The 14,181-nt window shown below is 65.5% G+C and carries 13 protein-coding genes and 1 tRNA gene; 5 read left to right on the forward strand and 9 right to left on the reverse strand.

The features are described from left to right. Positions 1 to 169: 169 nt before the first annotated feature. Positions 170 to 241: transfer RNA gene (locus tag BSTEL_RS00610), tRNA-Glu, on the forward strand. A gap of 224 nt (positions 242 to 465) precedes the next feature. Here BSTEL_RS00610 and BSTEL_RS12620 read toward each other — a convergent pair. Next, positions 466 to 1,203: a hypothetical protein gene (locus BSTEL_RS12620; protein ID WP_034525854.1), complete on the reverse strand. Its 738-nt coding sequence runs from the start codon at positions 1,201 to 1,203 to the stop codon at positions 466 to 468. Beyond that, positions 1,200 to 1,904 (reverse strand): MerR family transcriptional regulator, encoded by a 705-nt coding sequence (locus BSTEL_RS00620; RefSeq protein ID WP_156963102.1) that lies wholly within the window; start codon positions 1,902 to 1,904, stop codon positions 1,200 to 1,202. Before BSTEL_RS00620 ends, BSTEL_RS12620 begins: the two co-directional genes overlap by 4 nt. Positions 1,905 to 2,455: 551 nt before the next feature. On the opposite strand from BSTEL_RS00620, the gene BSTEL_RS00625 reads away from it, so the two are divergent. Further along, entirely contained in the window at positions 2,456 to 4,447 is a 1,992-nt protein-coding gene (locus tag BSTEL_RS00625) for a beta-N-acetylhexosaminidase (RefSeq protein ID WP_051922717.1), read from the forward strand. A gap of 107 nt (positions 4,448 to 4,554) precedes the next feature. Here BSTEL_RS00625 and BSTEL_RS00630 read toward each other — a convergent pair whose 3' ends face one another. From BSTEL_RS00630 to BSTEL_RS00640, 3 genes are read right to left on the reverse strand one after another with little or no spacing between them, the layout of a single operon-like run. After that, positions 4,555 to 5,079 carry a low molecular weight protein-tyrosine-phosphatase gene (locus tag BSTEL_RS00630; RefSeq protein WP_034525856.1) on the reverse strand — a complete coding sequence of 175 codons (525 nt, stop codon included), beginning with the start codon at positions 5,077 to 5,079 and terminating at the stop codon, positions 4,555 to 4,557. 53 nt (positions 5,080 to 5,132) lie between these two features. Then, positions 5,133 to 5,798 carry a dihydrofolate reductase gene (locus BSTEL_RS00635; protein ID WP_034525858.1) on the reverse strand — a complete coding sequence of 222 codons (666 nt, stop codon included), beginning with the start codon at positions 5,796 to 5,798 and terminating at the stop codon, positions 5,133 to 5,135. A 44-nt stretch (positions 5,799 to 5,842) separates the two neighbouring features. Beyond that, positions 5,843 to 6,718 carry a thymidylate synthase gene (locus BSTEL_RS00640; RefSeq protein ID WP_034525860.1) on the reverse strand — a complete coding sequence of 292 codons (876 nt, stop codon included), beginning with the start codon at positions 6,716 to 6,718 and terminating at the stop codon, positions 5,843 to 5,845. Positions 6,719 to 6,874: 156 nt separating this feature from the next. Here BSTEL_RS00640 and BSTEL_RS00645 point away from each other — a divergent pair, with 156 nt between their 5' ends. Then, positions 6,875 to 7,288: an OsmC family protein gene (locus tag BSTEL_RS00645; RefSeq protein ID WP_034525863.1), complete on the forward strand. Its 414-nt coding sequence runs from the start codon at positions 6,875 to 6,877 to the stop codon at positions 7,286 to 7,288. 394 nt (positions 7,289 to 7,682) lie between these two features. On the opposite strand, the gene BSTEL_RS00650 is transcribed toward BSTEL_RS00645, so the two are convergent. The 3 genes from BSTEL_RS00650 to BSTEL_RS00660 all read right to left on the reverse strand — a co-directional run bounded on the left by BSTEL_RS00650 (position 7,683) and on the right by BSTEL_RS00660 (position 10,818). Next, positions 7,683 to 8,711, reverse strand: a complete 1,029-nt coding sequence (locus tag BSTEL_RS00650; RefSeq protein WP_034525866.1) for a universal stress protein — start codon at positions 8,709 to 8,711, stop codon at positions 7,683 to 7,685. A gap of 210 nt (positions 8,712 to 8,921) precedes the next feature. Continuing rightward, a complete protein-coding gene (locus BSTEL_RS00655; RefSeq protein ID WP_034525868.1) occupies positions 8,922 to 9,662 on the reverse strand; it encodes a C40 family peptidase in 741 nt (246 codons plus the stop codon). A 139-nt stretch (positions 9,663 to 9,801) separates the two neighbouring features. Beyond that, positions 9,802 to 10,818, reverse strand: a complete 1,017-nt coding sequence (locus tag BSTEL_RS00660; RefSeq protein WP_034525870.1) for a CHAP domain-containing protein — start codon at positions 10,816 to 10,818, stop codon at positions 9,802 to 9,804. A 309-nt stretch (positions 10,819 to 11,127) separates the two neighbouring features. Here BSTEL_RS00660 and serC point away from each other — a divergent pair, with 309 nt between their 5' ends. After that, positions 11,128 to 12,270: a phosphoserine transaminase gene (gene serC / locus BSTEL_RS00665; RefSeq protein ID WP_034525875.1), complete on the forward strand. Its 1,143-nt coding sequence runs from the start codon at positions 11,128 to 11,130 to the stop codon at positions 12,268 to 12,270. A 58-nt stretch (positions 12,271 to 12,328) separates the two neighbouring features. Continuing rightward, complete coding sequence (locus tag BSTEL_RS00670) at positions 12,329 to 12,583, forward strand: DUF2530 domain-containing protein (protein ID WP_034525949.1); 255 nt, start codon at positions 12,329 to 12,331, stop codon at positions 12,581 to 12,583. Between the two features lie 241 nt (positions 12,584 to 12,824). On the opposite strand, the gene BSTEL_RS00675 is transcribed toward BSTEL_RS00670, so the two are convergent. Continuing rightward, on the reverse strand, positions 12,825 to 14,123 hold the full coding sequence (locus BSTEL_RS00675; protein ID WP_034525881.1) for a sensor histidine kinase: 1,299 nt from the start codon (positions 14,121 to 14,123) through the stop codon (positions 12,825 to 12,827). Between the last annotated feature and the right edge of the window lie 58 nt (positions 14,124 to 14,181).

The raw sequence follows: 14,181 nt of genomic DNA on the forward strand, positions 1-14,181 counted from the left end.
GCGGGAGCTCCGACAGCGGCCTCGCCCATCGGCGACACCGTCGGCGACACCGACGGGCGGGTGCCCGTCATCCGACCGACAGGCGACGGGTACCCCACCACGCGACACGCGACGACACGCCGGATTTGCACAGCACCGACGACTTGCGTATTGTTATGCAAGTTGTCACGCCCCCATCGTCTAACGGTTAGGACACCAGACTTTCAATCTGACAACGAGAGTTCGACTCTCTCTGGGGGTACTTGCACAGGAATCCTTGGGAACCGTGAGTTTCCAAGGATTTTTTTCATTTCCGGCCACGCGGGCGCCACCCCAAATGAGCCATCAGGGAATCTAGGCCAATGCCGCCCTATAAGGACTCAAAGGGGTCAAAGAACCGTGTCATCCGGGAAAAGTTGTACCATCCCCGCCTCACCTGTTCCAGCGCAATTAATCCCGGACAACAGGGCGGATTTCCGGGATTTCTCACCATGTGGCGAGTGTTTCGATGGTATCCAGTCCGTCTTGACGGTGTGATTCGTCGAGGCTCTCCCAGTAGGGGGAGTCCTCGGTGAGCTGGTCATGCAGAAGCTTGATGCGTTTGCGGTCGGTGCCACTGTGCAGGCGTGCGAGCTCGGCGTCAGGGTCCGGGATGAGTGATGCCAGCAGGGCGGCGTCGTAGAGGTGGCGTTCACCGTAGCCGGCGTGGTCGGCACTGTAGGCCGCGCTCTTGAGTATCAGGGCACCGAGCAGGTCCGGGATACGGATTGTGACTTCGGTTCCGCTCTGGTCGTCGATGAGTCTGATCTGCATGCTGCGTTCCACGGCCTGCGCGCCGCCTGGCATGGACAGTACCGGTGTACCGGCGATGGTCGCGTCGTTGCCGAGAAACTTGGGCAGGTGATCGGCGACCAGCAGGTCCACGATATCGCCGTTCGGTGCGCTCATACGGGTCGTATATCCGGTCAACGTACCCGGCTGCGTCTCGAACCCACGGGAAACGAGGATGCTGCGTAATCTGGCGATGCCACGTCGGTCGGCCATGAGATCGGCGAGCAGGTCGGCATCGGTGGTGGGTCGCGCGGTCAATCCTCCCATGATGGCATGCAGCTGGACCATGAGCCCGCCCGTAAGCAGCCATGATTCCGGGATGCCCGCCGCGGCGACCGCGTACACGGTGCTCCATGGATGGCCCGTGTTGGGTATGTGAATTATGGGAATCATTCCTGATGCTCCTTGCGGCGATAGTCATCAATCAGTTGTTGGAGGGTTTCCAGTCCGGCACGGCGTTCTCTTGGATCATTGGACTCGGCCAGGTCGGCCGCACATACGGCGAGAGGCATAGGTCCCTCACCAGCGGGGAGCATATCGACGGCACGAAGCCGCACTCGAATCGGCATCATGCCTTGTTTCAGCCGACATCTCCGGACGGCATCATCCAGAGCATCGGTGATGATGTAGCCCTCCACCACGTCCGTGGCGGCCAATTGAAACGAATCCGCCAGTACGCCGGTGGCAGCGGAAGAGCGAACGAGGTCTGCGACCTTGCCAAGGTTGGAGTCCCTGCACCAGTATTCGACCATCGTTGCGCGACGTCGGGTAAGCCGGACCAGATTCTCAGCATCCATCCGCTCCAGATAACCCTTGAGTCGATACCGCTGCTGCCGGCTCAGCCATGACGCATCAAGCCCACTGAGCATGTACAACGCCCCGAACGCCATGCCCGGCGAATACGGACGCCCGTCCGTACCCCGCCATCGCGATTGACGGCGTACGGAATCCTCCGTGAACAGCGCACTGCTCCCCACAGCGACTGACTCAAGCTGACCCGAGGCGTTAAGCGCACTGACCCGCCGCTCACTTATCCCAAGCAGACGAGCAGCCTCCCGCCGCGTGAGCAATGTTCGATTCGTACGGATGACCATAGCCCCATTGTATACAGAATTATTCTCAACTAAGAACAGTTTTGTATACATCAATCAATAGGATGTTCCTGTTTGCGTTTCACCCATCAACGCGACGCCGCACCAGCGCAATTAATCCCGGAGAACAGCTCAATCGTCCGGGAAAAGTTGCACTGCACCTGTCTCAGCGCAAGAAATCCCGGAAAAGAACCGCAACGCCCGGGATTCCTTGCGCTGACGCCGTCTCAGTGCGAACAATCCCGGGCAACAGGGCGGATTCCCGGGATTTCTTGCGCCGGAGGTATCCGTAGACGGGGGAAGCTGCGATGCCACACGGCAAGCGCACCACGAGCAGAACCACAATCACATCTACCATGAGGATGCATGAGGGACTCGGCAAGAACCGGCGAGCGTTGGTATTGTTAACTTCGCAATGCTTTTGATACGGATTCGCTACGGCTCCGCGTTTTGGACGGATTCTGGACGACAATGGTGGATACGCGAAGCGAAGGAGCCTCATGGACGAGAATACGACCGCGACGGTGCGGGAAACCACGGATACGCATAAGACGATGCGTAAGATCCCAGCGGAACCGCAGAATCTCACGGAAACGACGGCATGGCACATCATCCCCACGCCGCGTACCCTGCGGCACGACGAAGGCGTCACATTGCTACCTCTGAACGGGCGTGTCAACGAGTCGCGAGCCGTCGGTGACGACCGGCACGTGCTCGCCATGCAGCTCGTCGACGACATCCACGACACCACGGGCCTCGATTGGGGTATCACCACCGGCGACCGGTGGCCGGGATTCATCACCCTCACGGTCGCCGTCCCCATCACGGTCGCCGCCCCTGCCACCGCCGACACGCACTCCCCCGCCATCACGCCGGACACACCGGACGCACCAATCGCACCAACCCCCTCAACCACTCCCGGCGCATACACGCTCGACATCACCGAACACGGCATCACCGTCGCCGGCGCGGACTTCGAGGGCGTGCGCAACGGCGTGCAGACCCTGCGCCAGCTCATCCGCCAATGCGGCGCCGCCCTGCCTCGCCTGCACATCGAGGACCAGCCCGCCTTCCCAACGCGCGGCTACTACCTCGACGTGACCCGCGGGCGCGTCCCCACCCTCGACTGGCTCAAGACCTGGGCCGACAAGCTTTGCCTGTACAAAGTCAACCAGCTCCAGCTCTACGTCGAGCACACCTTCGCGTTCGACGGGCTCAGCGAGACCTGGCGCGGCAGCAGTCCGCTCGCCCCGCGCGACATCCTCGAATTCGACGACTACTGCGCCGAACGGGGCATCGAGCTCGTCCCGTCCGTCTCCACATTCGGCCACCTCTACATGGCCCTGCGCACGCAATCGCTTCGCGATCTCGGCGAGTTCCCGGAGGCCGCCGACGAACCGTTCGGGTTCATCGACCGCATGCGCCATCACACGCTCAACATCGGCGACGAACGCGCCTTCGCCCTGTCGTGCCGACTCATCGACAACTACCTGCAACTATTTCGTTCCGACAAGTTCAACATCTGCGCCGACGAGACCTTCGACCTCGGCAAGGGCCGTTCCAAGCCCCTCGCCGAGCGGATCGGCGTCGCCGCCATGTACGCCGACTACGTCACCCGCCTGTGCCGCCACCTCGAAGCCCAAGGCAAGCAACCGATGATGTGGGGCGACATCGCCCTCGAACACCCCGAGATCCTCGACCAACTCCCCGAAGAAGTCACCCTGCTCAACTGGCAGTACGACCCGCAGGTCGACGACGGGAAGATCCGCACCGTCGCCGAATCCGGCGCCACGCAGATCGTCTGCCCGGCCGTATGGTGCTGGAACGCGCTCCTGCCGCGCATCGACGACGCCTGGCACAACATCACCCGCATGGCCCGCCACGGCACGCAATACCAAGCGCAGGGCATGCTCGTCACCGATTGGGGCGATTTCGGCCACGTCAACGACCCGCGCATGGCCGTCCCCGGCATGATCGTCGGCGCGCAGGAATCGTGGGCACCGGGGCGAGTCGCCGACGAGGCCGACATGCTCCGCCGCATCTCGCGCGTCGAATACGGCGACGCCGGCGGCACGCTGGTACCGTCGCTCGCCGCGGCGCGACGGGCGACGCTGTTCGGCTGGGACGATCTCGTCACGTGGCTGGAGACCGGCATGCCCGCACTCGCCGCGGCGCGGGCGTGCGGCATCGTCGCTGGCTTCGACGCCGCCGACGCGACGTTGCGCGAGTGCGCCGCGCGTCTCGCGACGGCGCTCGCGCAATCGCGCACGGCGGATGCGGCGGGCACGTCGGCGGCGTTCCGCATCGCCGTCGACGGTCAGCGGCTGTTGAACCGCGTCGGCCTGCGGCTCGCGCGGATGAACGACGACGGACGCGACGATGATGCGCATAGCGACATCCACGTTGACGGGAGTGCGCTCGCCGCGGCGCTGGAATCGTGGATGGAGGCGTACGCCGCACAGTGGCGCACGGTCAGCCGCGAGTCGGAGCTGCGGCGCGTCGAGGACGTGATATGGAGGACCGCCGACGCGATGCGGCGGTCCTAGCATCACCCACATCCCATGGTGCGGTGAAACTCCCATGGTGCGGTCGACGAAAACGGCTTGATTCCGCCGTTATGGAGATTGTGTGTTACCGCACCATGGGAGCGGGGCTACGCGTCGAGGCGCCTCGCCACCCAGTCGACGATGTAGGGGGCGACCTGTTCAATCTGGTCGATGGCGACCTCGAACTCGTGCGGACCGCCGTACCACGGATCGACCAGGTCAATCTCGCTTTCGCGGCCGGCCGGCGGCTTCGGCAGATTCGGGTCGAAGCTGCGGTACATGTGCACCTCGGCGCGCTTCGCCGGCGGCAGCATGCGCAACAATGCGCGCATGTGCGAGGCGGTCATCGGCAGGAACAGGTCGGTGCGGTTGATCTCGTCGCGGCTGATTCGGTGCGCGAAATGGTCGCGCGGGATCTCGTCGCCATAGCCGCGCTCGCGCAGCACGTGCACGGCGCGCGGGTCGATCGGGTGGCTCCACTCCTCGTCGGAGACGCCGCTGGACTCGACGTCCACGCGGTCGGACAGGCCGCGCTCGTCGAAATAGTGGCGCAGGATGATCTCGCCCATCGGCGACCGGCAGATGTTGCCGGTGCACACGGTCATGACGGTGTACTTCTTCTCGTCGGTCATACTTCTCTTTCGGCTAACGGATGCGGGCTGACGGGGGTTCGGGGCGCGGGGAATCAGTGGGAACGCACGTACTTGATGAAGCGGTAGCGCGCGATGCCGGATTCCGGCTTCTTCGGCTTCAGCCACGGCGTGCGGTCGGCGATCTGCCAGCCGGCATGGTCGTCGTCGGCGAGCGCGGCGATGTCGGGCGCGTACGTGTCGGCGTCCACGGCCGTGTCGAGCAGGGTGACGAACACCTTGTTCGCCTGCGGCAGGGCCTCCGCGAACAGCTGCGCGCCGCCGATCACCCAGATCTCGGAACGGTCGAGGCCGTCGTCCGGAATCGCCTCCTGACGGGCCAGGTCGAGCGCGTCCTCCAGACTGTCGACCACGGTCGCGCCGGGCGCGCGGTACTGGTGGTCATGGGAGACGACGATGTTGTCGCGGTTGGGCAGGGGCCTGTAGCGCAGGTCCAGCGATTCCCAGGTGCGACGGCCCATGATCACCGGGTGCGAGACGGTGAGTTCCTTGAAATGCTTCATATCCTCGGCGAGATGCCACGGCATGCCGCCCTCCAAGCCGATGGCCCCCGCACGACCTTCCTTGTCGCGGGCTTCGGCCCAGATGAGGTTCACCGAGAACGTCTTGGGGAAATCGTCGCCCCAGTCCTCGGTCTCGTCGAGCCCGGCATTCCCGGGCTCGGGTTCGTGATAGCCGCTTCGGCTACTGTCATGCTCCATTTCGGACTCCTTGAGTGGGATTGGACTGGAACAGAAGTGTAATGTCAGACGGCGACGGGCGCTTTGATGGTGGGGTGGTGGCGGTAGTCGAGGATGTGGAAGTCCTCGTACTCGTAGTCGAAAATCGAGTCGGCCTTGTCGATCGCGATCCTCGGGTACGGGTAGGGCTCGCGCGACAGCTGTTCGAGGACCTGTTCGATGTGGTTGTCGTACACGTGGCAGTCGCCGCCGGTCCACACGAACTCGCCGGGCTTCAGGCCCGCCTGCTGCGCCATCATCAGGGTGAGCAGCGAGTAGGAGGCGATGTTGAACGGCACGCCGAGGAACATGTCGCAGCTGCGCTGGTAGAGCTGGCAGCTGAGCTTGCCGTCGGCCACGTAGAACTGGAAGAGCGCGTGGCAGGGCGGCAGTGCCATGTGCTCTACCTCGGCCGGGTTCCATGCGGAGACGATCATGCGGCGCGAATCCGGATGATGCTTGATGAGATCCATCACGTTGGCGATCTGGTCGATCGTGCGGTTCGGATCGTCCGGGGTCGGGGCCGGCCACGAACGCCACTGCACGCCGTAGACGGGGCCGAGGTCGCCGTTGGCGTCCGCCCACTCGTCCCAGATGTGCACGCCGCGTTCCTGCAGCCAGCGCACGTTCGAGGAGCCCTTGAGGAACCACAGCAGCTCGTAGGCAAGGCCCTTGAAGAACACGGTCTTCGTGGTGAGCAGCGGGAACGTGCCGTCGGACAGGTCGAAGCGGATCTGCTGGCCGAACAGGGAGATCGTGCCCGTGCCGGTGCGGTCCGACTTGAGCGTACCTTCGGTGAGGATCCGGCGCACGAGATCCTCATACGGGGTGGGCACGTCCGTCTCGGGACGGGCGGGGATGCGGGTGCGGATGTCAGCGAGTTGTTCCGGGGTCAAAGCCATGGGCACCAGTGTAGCGTGCCCCCTCAGTCAGCCGAAGCCGACTGAGGGGGTGCACTCACGGCGCATGGCGATTCGCGGCGAAATCGGCGGTTTTCGGCTAGATTGGAGATGGTCGCGACGCGACAGGCGCGCCGCACGGATAGACGAGGAGTCATCATGGCCAAGCGACTGTGGGTCGAGCGCAACAAGGACGGTTCGTGGGACGCGTTCAGCGAGGACGGCGCGCACATCAAGTTCGGCAAGGATCGTGGCCAGTTCACGCCGGGCGATCTGATGAAGATCGCGCTGGCCGGCTGCGCGGCGCTGTCCAGCCAGTTCGCGATCGAGCATACGCTGGGCGAGGGCAAGGGCGCGAAGATCGTCGTCGGCGGCACCTATGACGCGGACAACGACGCGTACATCAACTTCGACGAGCAGGTCGTCGTGGATGCGACCGGCTCGGATCTGAGCGACGAGGACGCGGCCAAGCTCAAGGAGCGCATCACGCGTCACATCGACAAGGGCTGCACGGTCAAGCACACCTACGTGCAGGAGACCCCCGTCCGCATGGAAGTGACAATCAAGAAGTAGGACGAGAGCGGCACCCGCCGGGGCCGTCAGTAGGACGGACGAAAGCGGCCTCGCCAGAGCTGTAAGTAGGACGAATGAAGCGGCCCCCGCTGGCGGGGGCTGTCGTGTGGAACACGACTGGGGGTGGTCAGAGGCTTTGGCTTCGACCACCCCCAGTCAGCTTCGCTGACAGCCCCCGCCAGCGGGGGCAAATCATATGACCAGACCACCAATCACCGCCAGCGGGGGCGAAATACATGCCCGACCCAGCCGAACAACATATGCCCGACCCAGCCAAACGCCGCCGGCGGGGGCGAATATATGAACGCCCCGACTGGACACCGCCAGCGGGGCAAATCATATGGCCGGCCTACTTGGGCCACGTATGTGGTCATGCGCGGCGCGCATGGCCTTGTCAGTGTTCGGGGTCGATGGTCTTTTCGATCTGCTGGACGACCTCGGGCTCGGCGGGCTCGACCGGGACCTCCTTGACGCCGCTGATGTCGTCGAGCGGCTTCGGCTTGACTTCGGCCGGCGAGCTCGGCACGGTGTCGAGACGGCTTTCGGCGGCCTCCACGTACTTGCGCGGCACGACGTAGACGGGGCCGACGGAGTGCTGCAGCAGGCCTTGGCTGGTGGAGCCGAGCAACAGGCCGGTGAAGCCGCCGCGGCCGCGGGAGCCCACGACGACGACGTCATGGTCGTAGCTGGCCTTGGTGAGCGTGTCGACGGCGGAGCCGGGCACGATGCGCTTCTGGATCTTCAGATCCGGGTACTGCTCCTCCAGCGGCTTGACGCGCGTCTCCAGATCCTCCATGTAGGAGTCGTAGACGCTCTGATCCGCGCCCTTGACCTGCGGGGCGGCGGAGATGACGTCGAGTTCGGCGCCCCACGCGTGCGCGAAGGAGGCGGCGATGTCGAGGGCCTTCAGGCCCCACTTGGATTCGTCGGAGCCGACCGCCACCTTGGTGATCGTATTGTTGAGGTGCATGAGGTTGCCGTCGTCGTCGGTGTAGGGCACGACGACGATCGGGCAGTACGCGTAGGCGGGCAGCGAGGAGGACGTGGTGCCGAGCAGGCGCTCCGCGAGACCGCCCTTGCCGCGGTTGCCGATGACGATGAGGTTGTAGTTGCGCGACAGTTCGACGAACACGGACGCCGGGTCGCCGGTCACAATCAGCGTGGCCGCCTGGACGCCCTGCTCGTCGGCGATGGCCTTCGCCTTGGACAGGATCTCCTGCGCGTCGGAATGGGCCGCGTTGTCGTCGCCCATCGCGGTGTACGTGGCGTCGAAGCTGACGGCCGCGTAGCTGGGCAGGGAGTACGCGCAGACGATCTGCAGCGTGAGTCCCGCGTGCTTGGCGTAGTTCGCCGCCCACCAGGCGGCCTTGTAACTGGCGTTCGACCCGTCAACGCCGACGAGTATGGCCTTGTCGTTAATCATGACGACCTCCTTGAGTTATACGCGATGCCGTCATGCCGTTGGCGACATCGCCCCCTGTGCATCCCAGAATACCCCGTCGCGGACGAATATCGCGTGTCATCCGCGTGAAATAGTTCACTCGTGTCGCGCGTGTCAATCCCCGGAAAACGCGAAACGCGCCTCCCCTCAGGGGGAGACGCGTTCCGTCAAGAAATGAAGCCGAATCCGCAATCAGCCGACGCGGCGGATGGAGTAGCTCTGGCCGCCGAAGGACCAGGACACCGGGTTGGTGCGGATGCCGTAGCCGTAGTTCTCGGCGTCGACCAGCATGCCGTTGCCGATGTAGATGGCGGCGTGGTTCGCGTTGGCGATGATGTCGCCCGGCTGCGCCTCGGCGAGGCTCGGGACGGCGACGCCGACGGTGGCCTGCGCGCCGGAGGTGCGGGGCAGGGAGATGCCGTTCTGGGCGAACACGTACTGGACGAAGCAGGAGCAGTCCATGTTGTACGGCGGGTTGCAGCCACCGTACTGGTAGCGGTCGTCGGCGGCGATGGCGAGGCCGAGGGCCACGATGCCCGCCGCGTTGCCGGTGGCGGCCGGCAGGTTGGACGTGTCGAAGGACTCGCGGGTGGCGGAACGGCTGGCGGCCTGGCTCTGGGCCTGGGCTGCCGCGGCGGCGGCCTCCTGCTGGGCCTTGGCCTTGGCTTCGGCGTCCTTCTCGGCCTGCGACTTGGTCTGCGGCACGTTCAGGGACTCGATGCCGCCCCAGTTGGAGTCGGACTCCACGTCGGTGGAGGTGGACTCCTTGAGGAGGTCCTTGCGAGCGGTCGTGGTCTTCGGGAACGAACGCTCGGAGGAGACCACGGAGGAGTTCTGGTCGGCGGCGGTGGCGGCCGGCGCGACGGCGATGAACGTCGCGCAGGCGGCGACGGCCGCGGTGAATGCGATTACGGTTTGCTTCAAATTCTTCATCGGAACCTTACGGTAGCACCCGGGGTGGCCCCGGGATATGGATTGTCTGTGGCCTTGAGGGAAATCAAGGGCGACACGCCGGTGAATGACGGATATCTCACAATCCGCCGGAAATCGCGGATGTGAGCGGAAACACGAATCAGTAGTGGATGTATTCGAAGTCGGAGACGTTCTTGTACGTCTTCGAATAGGTCTTGCCGTTCATCACGGAACCGCACTCGGACGTGGTGACGGAGCCGTCGGCGTTGATCTTCTCGACGATGGCGACATGGCCGTAGCTGGCATCGGAGCCCTCCTGACCGGCGCGGAAGACCATGATGTCGCCCACGTGACGCGGGGTGTTGTCGACCCAGTAGCCGAGGGCGCGCGCGGAGTTGGCCCACATGTTGCCGTTGCCCATGTGCGAGCCGACCGGCAGGCCGAGCTCGTGGCGGCGCACGTACACCCACCAGGTGCACTGGCTGTACTCGTACGCGTTGCCGATGTCGCCGGTGGCGTGGTTCGGATCGAAGCCCGACGGGAGCAGCGCGGAATCCTGATCCATGAGCTTGGCGACGTTCTCGTTGTTGGCGAGGGACTTGGACATCTGCTTGGAGTCGATCGCGGTGTCGGCGTCGCCGAGCGACCAGGAACCCTCGTTCGAGGTCTGCTGGGTCTGCACGTCCGCGTCGGACTGCTGCTGCGCGGAATCGTTCGCCACGGTGCTGGACGCGGTGTCGTCGGTGGTGCCGGTCAGCGGGGTGCGCACGTCGGAACGGGAGGCTGCGCCCTTGACGGCCTGAATCTGCGTGGTCGTCGTGGCCGCGTCGGCGGTGGTGAAGGAGATACCGTCGTCGGACGGGCTGGCGAAGGCCACCGCGGTCGCCGCGGTGCCGGCCAGAGCCGCGAGGGACGCGGATCCGACGATGAAGTTACGACGCTCGGCCGCACGGGCCGCCTCGCGGATGGCGCGGCGCGACATCGGCGCGAGTTCGTTGAGCTTGTTGGCCACCGCCTCGTCGAGACCGAGCACGGCGCCGTTGTTCCCCGCCATCTGCATGGCGATCACGTTGCCACGCGTGTGGGTGCCACGGGACCCGGAGAACAGTCCCAGAAGGCTGTTCGATCCGTTGCCCTTGGCGGTGTTTCCGGCCGCCTTGTGTGCAGCATGCCTCATACAGTATCAGCTCCTTGGTGGGTTGGGAGGGCGCCTCTGCAGACGGCACCCTTCACCGTCACAATTCGCCACCCTACAACGACCCCTTCCCTCAGGCAAATCCCCTAGGGGTGTCGAACCGGTTCGACACCGACATGGCGCACTCACGACTCCATCACATTCCGTCCACCGTGCGTTCACCATGCGGCCGTCCATGCGGCCGTCCATGCAATCGTCCATGCGACGACGCCATATCCGACATGCGGTCGCCCACGGCCGATATGTGGAGCCCCCGGCCACCCGGCCGCACGATTGGCTAGGGTGGTGCCCATGGCCAATTCAGTGAACATCCCCTCCGACATGCTGCCCGAAGACGGCCGATTCGGCTCCGGGCCCAGCAAGATCCGCCCCGAACAGGTCGCCGCGCTCGACGCCGGCGCCACCACGCTGCTGGGCACGTCCCACCGGCAGAGGCCGGTGCGCCAGCTCGTCGGCTCGATTCGCGAAGGCCTCGAATCCTTCTTCCGCGTGCCGGACGGCTACGAGATCGCGCTCGGCAACGGCGGCGCCAGCTGCTTCTGGGAGATCGCCTGTGCCTCGCTCATCACCCGCCGCGCCGCATACGGCGCCTACGGTTCGTTCAGCGCGAAATTCGCGGCCTCCGCCGCCGCGGCCCCGTTCCTCGAGGATCCGGTCATCTATAAGGGCGAACCCGGCACGTACCGTCTGCCGGAGTTCACCGAAGACGCGGACGCCTACTGCTGGGCGCACAACGAGACCTCCACCGGCGTCGCCGCCCCGGTGCGCCGCGTCGAAGGCAGCGTCGGGCAGGGCGCGATCACGCTGGTCGACGGCACGTCGGCCGCCGGCGCGCTGCCGGTCGACGTCAGCCAGACCGACGCCTACTACTTCTCCCCGCAGAAGGCGTTCGGCTCGGACGGCGGCCTGTGGGTCGCGGTCCTCTCCCCCACCGCCGTCGAACGCGCCGCGCGCGTCGAGGCGAACGCGGGACTGCCCGGCGCGAGCCGCTGGGTGCCGCCGTTCCTGTCGCTCACGAAGGCGCTGGACAACTCGCGCAAGGACCAGACGCTCAACACGCCCGCCGTGGCCACGCTCATCATGATGGAGAACCAGGTGCGCTGGCTCAACGACAACGGCGGCATGGACTGGGCGACCGCCCGCTGCGCCAAATCCGCGTCCATCCTCTACTCGTGGGCGGAACGCTCGGAGTACGCGAAGCCGTTCGTCGCCGACGAGGGCGCGCGCTCCCACGCGGTCGTCACCATCGACCTGGATGATGCGGTCCCCGCCTCCGAGGTCGTGGCCGCGCTGCGCGAGAACGGCATCGTCGACACGTCCGGATACCGCAAGCTGGGACGCAACCAGCTGCGCGTCGGCGTGTTCCCATCGGTCGAGCCGTCGGACGTCGCCGCTCTCACCGCGTGCATCGACTACGTCGTCGAACACCTGTGACAATCCCCCTGACGCATGGCATGTGCGGCAGGCATGCGGTAAGGTGGTCGCTGTGAAATTGCGATTCGCCCCGATACTCGACCCCGCGGTGCGCAGGCCGGCGCCCAAACCGGTGCGCGTGGATCTGCGCACCGTGTTCCTCATCGGCACCGGCCTGTGGTGCGTGGCGCTGATCGTGTGCTTCATTCTCGACGCGCTTGGGTTCGACGTCGCCACGCCGCTGAGCATCTGCGCGGCGGGCGTCATCGTCGGCGTGCTCATGCTCATCTGGGAGCATTTCGACCGCTGGGACTACCGCCGATTGGGCCAGTAGTTCTTCCGCTCCCGCTGTAGGTTTCCGCTCCCGCTGGCGGGAGCTGGCTCGCGAAGCGAGACTGAGGGTGGTTTCCCGCCACGCAACGACCATCCAACCCGACCACCCCCACCCGGCTTTCGCCGGGAGCCCCCGCCAGCGGGGGCTGAATCGTGACCGACGGGGTCGCATCCATCGGATACGCCGGGAGCCCCGCCAGCGGGGGCCGTGACGAACGTCATGCGCGATCGCATGGCCTCATTCAGCGGGCGATGGGCAGGGTGAGGGTGAACGTGCTGCCCTGGCCGGGCGCGGACCATACGGCGACGGTGCCGTGGTGGGTGAGCGCCACATGCTTGACGATCGACAATCCCAATCCCACGCCGTCCGCGGTGCGCGCGCTCTGGTCGGCGCCGCGGTAGAACCGTTCGAAGATGCGCGACTGCTCCCGCTTCGCAATGCCCTTGCCCTGGTCGATCACGCGGATCACCGCGTGACGGCGCATCTCGTCCGCCTCCACGGACACGCCCACATACCCGCCGGGTTCCGAATATTCGATCGCGTTCTCGACGAGCTTCGTCAGCGCCGTGCGGATCTGCCCGGAATCGCCGTTGACGACGAGCGAATCGTCGCCCTCCACGTTCACGTCGACGCCGAAATCGGCGATCCGCTGCGCGAGCGACGCCTTCACCGCGCGCACCTCGTCCATCACGTTGAGACGGTTCGCGGCGGACGGCACAATCGGCTCCTGCGCCTTGATGAGCAGCAGCAGGTCGGAGACCATGTGGTTGAGATGGTTGCTGGTCGTGCGCACCTCACGCGCGTCCGCCTCGATGCGCGCGCGGTCGGGGACGTTCCCGCCGCCGGCCTCCAGATCGTCGGCGAGACGTCCCAGCGCCTCGGTCGGTCCCAGCAGCTGTTCGGACACGTTGATGATGAACGAGTCGCGGATCTGCGCGAACCGCACCGTCTCGCTCACGTCGTCGATGAGGACGACGACGTGGCGCTCGTCCACGCGTCCGACCGTCACCTTCAGCCAGTTCGGGCGTCGCACGCCGGGCCGCGCGCCCGGCGAGACGCCCGCACCGGACTGCGTGTCGTCGTCGGACGCCGTGACGAACCGTTCCGGCGTCTCCGTCTCCAGGTCGAAACGCTGCCGGCCGCCGGTGGCGAACACCTCACGCACCGTCTCCAGCACCTTCTCGTTGACGATGCTGTCGTCCCGGACGATGCCGAGACGGTACGACTGCGGGTTCGCGCGGACTACGTCGCCGTCGCGGTCGACGATCAGCGACGCGCTCGGCAGAATCGACAGCAGCGATTCCGCCGACGCGTCGAGGCCGGCGTCGCCGTCATCGTCGTCGCGACGCCGCCGCAGCCCGCGCGTCTTGCGTCCGATGAGATTGCCGAGCCATTCGGTGAACGACGCTCCCCCAAGCAGCCGTTCCACAATCGGTTCGACATGATCGATGATGAACAGCAGGACGGCGAGCGCGATGGCGAGACCCATCACGCCGAAGACCGACGACACGAGGATCGACGGCAGCGGGGAATCATACATGCGCTCCATTCTCCCACACCGGGCGTGTCGTAGGCGGCGACATGCCGTGTAGTTGAAT

The sequence above is a fragment of the Bifidobacterium stellenboschense genome, assembly GCF_000741785.1.
Lineage (GTDB): Bacteria > Actinomycetota > Actinomycetes > Actinomycetales > Bifidobacteriaceae > Bifidobacterium > Bifidobacterium stellenboschense.